The sequence below is a fragment of the Streptomyces sp. NPDC047108 genome, assembly GCF_040643575.1.
Taxonomy (GTDB): domain Bacteria; phylum Actinomycetota; class Actinomycetes; order Streptomycetales; family Streptomycetaceae; genus Streptomyces.
On the sequence record NZ_JBEYUP010000043.1, the window covers coordinates 1 to 5,739 of the forward strand.

The window sequence follows — 5,739 nt, forward strand, 5'->3', positions numbered from 1 at the left end:
GGCACCACCAACGGCGCCACGACCGTCAGATCCTCCACACGGTCACAACCCGCCTGCTCACCCACCCGCAACGCCAACTCCAGGAACCCCGTCCCGGGGAACACCGGCGATCCCGCCACGACGTGATCCCGCAACCAGTCATGCGAAACCAGCGACAGACGGCTCGTGAACAGCAACTCGTCGCTGTCGGCCAGTTCGACCGCCGCTCCCAGCAGCGGATGCCCGGCCGACCCCAGACCCAGCGCCTTCAGATCCCTGACTGCGACGGCGGAGGCACCCGGCCAGAAGCGCCGTCGCTGGAACGCGTACGTCGGCAGATCGACCCGCTCGCGCTCCAGGCCGGTGGTGCCCTCGGGGAACGCCGTCTCCCAGCGCACCGGAAGACCGCTGACGTGGAGGTGGGCAAGGGCGGCGAGCAGGCTCTCCGCCTCCGGCCGGTCCTTACGCAGGACCGGGACGAAGACCTGCCCTCCACCGTCCAGACACCCCTGCGCCAGCGCGGTCAGCTGACCACCGGGCCCCAGCTCCACCAGACGGCCCACCTTGCGCTCCCCCAGAGCACGTACGCCATCGGCGAAGCGGACCGGCTCACGCACATGCCGCACCCAGTAGTCCGGCGAACGCAACTCCTCGGCAGTGGCAGCCGAGCCCGTGACATCGGACACGACCGCGATGACCGGAGATCCGTACTCCAGACCCTCGGCAACCTGCCGGAACTCCTCCAGCATCGGCTCCATCAACGGCGAATGGAACGCATGACTCACCCGCAGCGCCGTGACCTGACGCCCCTCCGCACGGAAACGGTCCGCGACCTCCTCGACGGCCCCGGCCGCACCCGAAACCACCACGGACCGGGGCCCGTTGACCGCCGCAACGCCGAGCTCTGCCTCCCGCCCGGCCAGCAACGGCAGCACCTCGTCCTCCGACGCCTCCAGCGCCACCATCGCCCCGCCCTCGGGCAACGCCTGCATCAGACGACCCCGCGCCACGACGAGCCGGCAGGCGTCCTCCAAGGACCACACGCCCGCAACATGGGCCGCCGCCAGCTCACCGATGGAGTGGCCCATCAGGACGTCCGGCCGGACGCCCCAGCTCTCCAGCAGCCGGAACAGCGCCACTTCGAGCGCGAACAGCGCCGGCTGGGCGTACTCCGTACGGTTCAGCAGCTCCGCGTCCTCGCCGAAGACGATCTCCGGCAGGGAGAACGGCAGTTCCGCGTCGACCGCATCGAGAGCCTCGGCGAAGGCCGGGTAGGTCTCGTACAACTCCTGTCCCATGCCCAGGCGTTGGGAACCCTGGCCCGCGAAGAGGAACGCCGTACGAACGCCGTCGGCGGCCGCCGTACCGGTGACCACCGAGCCGGTCGACTCGTGCTGCCGCGCCAGCGCCTCAAGACCGTGCAGGGCCTGCTGACGGTCGGCGGCCAGGACCACGGCGCGGTGCTCCAGGGCGGAACGCGTCGTCGCGAGGGAGAGCCCGATGTCGGCGTGCGACAGCTCCGCGTCCGATACGAGGAGGGCGGCCAGCCGTTCGGCCTGGGCGCGCAGCGCTCGGGGTCCCGCGGCGGAGAGCGGCAGGGGGACGGTACGGCCCTCTGCGCAGGAGAGCGGCACGGAGGCGGCGTCGAGTCCGATCGTGCCGGGGTGGGCAGTGTCGAGGGCGGGGGCGGTCTCACCCGTCGGGGCCTGCTGGAGGATGACGTGGGCGTTGGTGCCGCTGATGCCGAAGGACGACACACCGGCGCGGCGCGGACGGTCATCCGGCCGCGGCCACTCCACGTTCTCCTTGAGCAGGGATATCTCACCGGCCGACCAGTCCACGTGCGAGGACGGCTCCTCGGCATGCAGGGTGCGCGGCAGGATCCCCTGCCGCATCGCCATCACCATCTTGATCACACCGCCGACACCCGCAGCAGCCTGCGTATGACCCACATTCGACTTCAACGAGCCCAACCACAACGGCTGTTCACGATCCTGGCCATAGGTGGCGATGAGGGCCTGCGCCTCGATCGGATCACCCAGCGGGGTTCCCGTACCGTGCGCCTCCACCGCATCGATGTCGGCAGGCTTGAGCCCGGCACCGGCCAGGGCCTGGCGGATCACCCGCTGCTGCGACGGACCGTTCGGCGCCGTCAAACCGTTCGACGCACCGTCCTGATTCACCGCCGACCCGGCGACGACGGCCAGCACCCGATGCCCATGTCGACGCGCATCGGAAAGCCGCTCCACCAGCAGCAGACCCACACCCTCGGCCCACGCCGTACCGTCCGCACCGTCCGAGAACGCCTTGCACCGACCGTCCGAGGCAAGGCCCCGCTGCCGCGAGAACTCCAGGAACGTCTCCGGTGTCGACATGACCGTGACACCACCGGCCAACGCCAGATCACACTCGCCGGACCGCAGCGCCTGCGCGGCCAGATGCAGCGCCACCAACGACGACGAGCACGCCGTGTCCACTGTCACCGCGGGACCCTCGAAACCGAAGGTGTACGCGATACGGCCCGACGCCACACTGCCGGTGTTCCCGGTCATGAGATAGCCGCCCGAGTCCAGCTCGGCCGCGCGCAGGAAGGAGCCGTAGTCCTGGGCCATCGCACCCGCGAAGACGCCGGTACGGCTGCCACGCAGAACCTCCGGGTCGATACCCGCCCGCTCGAAGACCTCCCACGACGTCTCCAGCAGCAACCGCTGCTGCGGATCCATCGCCAACGCCTCACGCGGCGAGATCCCAAAAAGCGCCGCATCGAACTCGGGCGCGCCGTGCAGGAACCCGCCCTCACGGACGTAGGTCCGCCCCGGCGTCCCGGGCTCCGGGTCGTAGAGACTGTCGAGGTCCCAGCCGCGGTCGGTCGGGAAGCCACCGATCGCATCGCTTCCCTCACTGACCAGCCGCCACAGATCCTCAGGCGACTCGACACCACCGGGGAACCGGCAGGCCATCCCCACGATCACCACCGGATCGTCGCCCGCACTCACCACCGCCGGCAGAGCGGGCGCCGAGGAACCGGCCTCCTCCCCGTCGGACAGCTCCGCCAGCAGATGACGGGCCAGTGATGCCGGGGTGGGGTAGTCGAAGATCAGAGTCGCGGGAAGGCGCATGCCGGTGGCGGCATTCATACGGTTGCGCAGCTCGACCGAAGTGAGCGAGTCGAAGCCGAGATCCTTGAACGTCTGCCCCGACTCGACCTGGTGCGCGGACCCATGCCCCAGTACGGACGCCGACTGCTCCGAGACGAAATCCCGAAGGAAGCGCTCGCGGTCGACCGCCGGCAGGGAGAGCAGCCGCTGCCGCAGCCCCGCGGCGTCTCCGGCCGTTCCGATCTCGGCCTTGCGGCGGCCACGGCCCCGGACCAGGCCCCGCAGCAGCGGGGGTACGTCGGCCGACGTCCGCCCGCGCAGGGTCGCGATGTCCAGATCCACGGGCAGCACGGCGGCCCGCTCCAGACCAGCGCCCAGCTCCAGCGCGGTGTCCAGCAGACGGAGGCCCCGCTCGGGAGGGAGCGGAAGCATTCCGTTCCGGGCCATACGCCGGAGGTCGGCCTCGTTCAGGTCGGCGGTCATGCCCGCGCCGGGCGCCCACGGGCCCCAGGCAAGGGAGGTGGCGGGCAGGCCGCAGGAGCGACGCTGCGTCGCGAGGGCGTCCAGGAAAGCGTTGGCCGTTGCGTAGTTCGCCTGCCCCGCACCACCGAACGTGCCCACGACGGAGGAGAAGACCACGAACGCCGACAGGTCGGCGCCACGGGTCAGCTCGTGCAGATGCACGGCTGCATCGGCCTTCGGGCGCATGACGTGTGCCAGCCGCTCGGGGGTGAGTGCGGCGACCACACCGTCGTCCAGAACACCGGCCGTATGCACGACAGCGGTCAGCGGATGGTCGGTGGGGATGGTGTGGAGCGCGGCGGTGAGATCGTCCCGGTCGGCGACATCCACGGCCGCCACCTCGACCGACGCTCCCAAGTCGGCCAGCTCCGCCACGAGTTCGCCCGCCCCAGGTGCCTCCAGGCCGCGGCGGCTCGCCAACAGCAGACGCCTCGCCCCGTGCTCGGTGACGAGATGCCGGGCCACGAGCGCGCCCAGGCCACCCGTGCCACCGGTGACCAGCACCGTGCCCTCCGGATCCAGCGGCGCGGGAACGGTGAGAACGACCTTGCCCACATGCCGTGCCTGCGACAGATACCGGAACGCCTCCGGAGCCCGCCGCACATCCCAGCACGTCACCGGAAGCGGCCGCACAGCACCCAGCTCGAAGAGGGAGACCAGCTCGGCCAGCATCTGCCCGATCCGCTCCGGCTCCACGTCCATCAGGTCGAACGCCTGGTACTCCACCCCCGGATGCCCCGCGGCCACGACCTCCGGATCGCGGACATCGGTCTTGCCCATCTCCAGGAACCGGCCGCCGCGCGGAAGCAGTCGCAGCGAAGCGTCCACGAACTCTCCGGCAAGGGAGTCCAGCACCACATCCACACCACGACCACCGGTCGCGTCCAGGAACGCCGCCTCGAAGTCCGTATCCCGGGAAGAGGCGATGTGACGGTCGTCCAGGCCCAGACCGCGCAGCGTGTCCCACTTGCCCACGCTCGCCGTACCGAACACCTCAGCACCCAGATGACGCGCCAACTGCGTCGCGGCCATACCCACACCACCGGCCGCCGCATGCACCAGCACCGAGTCCCAGGGCTTCACGCTCCCCAGGTCGGTGAGTGCGTGGTACGCGGTCAGGAACACCACGGGTACGGATGCCGCCTGTGCGAAGGACCAGCCCCTGGGGATCCGGGCGACCTTCCGCGCATCCGCCACAGCAACCGGACCGAAAGCGCCGGAGAAGAGGCCCATCACGCGGTCACCGGGGGCCAGTTCAACGACACCCGGCCCGACTTCGGTCACGACACCGGCGCCCTCAAGACCGAAGTCCTTCGCATCACCGGGATACATCCCGAGCGTGTTCAGCACATCGCGGAAGTTGACACCCGCCGCCCGCACGCCGATACGGATCTGGCCCGGCGCGAGTACAGCCTCCGCCTCCGGAACCGGACGCAGCGCCAGCCCCTCCAGCGTGCCCTCCTGGGCGATGTCGAGGCGCCAGGCCGGGTTCCCGGACTCCGTGACGGGAGCGGAGAGTTCGCCGCGGGCCGTGACGCGCCCCAGCCGAGGCGCGTAGGCCGTGCCACCGCGCACCGCCAATTCCGGCTCGGCCGAGGTGAGTGCCGCGGCCACGATGCCCCAGGACGCGTCCGTACCGTCCATGTCCACCAGCGCGAACCGGTCGGGTGCCTCCGTACGTGCCGCGCGGACCAGGCCCCACACCCCCGCGAGGGCCGGATCCGGTGCGCTGTCGTCGCTTTCGTCGAGGGCGACGGCTCCCTCGGTGACGATCACCAGGCGTGCGCCGTCGAACCGCTCCTCCGACAGCCACTCCTGAACGCGACCCAGCACACCGGCGGCGACGGCATGTGCGGCCTCGGCGAGGTCGCCGGCCGGTCGCTCCACCCGCAGCAGGATGTCCGCTCCGGGCTCGACCTCCGTGGCGGGCAGTTCGCCGGAGACATCGGGTCCGGACGGGAGGAGTCCTCCGGCAACGGCTTCGATCCGTACGGGAGTCCAGTCGGTCTGGAAGAGGTGGTCGCGTCGGCGGCCGTCGCCACCGGCCAGATCACCGGCAGCCTCCCGCAGCACCAGCGACTCCACCGAAGCCACCGGACCACCCACCGGATCCGCCAACTCCAACGCCACCGCATCCGCA

At 70.8% G+C, this 5,739-nt stretch carries 1 protein-coding gene; it reads right to left on the reverse strand.

Annotated features, from left to right (window positions below; all coding sequences use genetic code 11):
- The coding region (locus ABZ822_RS32475; RefSeq protein WP_360862056.1) for an SDR family NAD(P)-dependent oxidoreductase at nucleotides 1–5,693 on the reverse strand (5,693 nt) is incomplete at its 3' end.
- Nucleotides 5,694–5,739 lie beyond the last annotated feature (46 nt).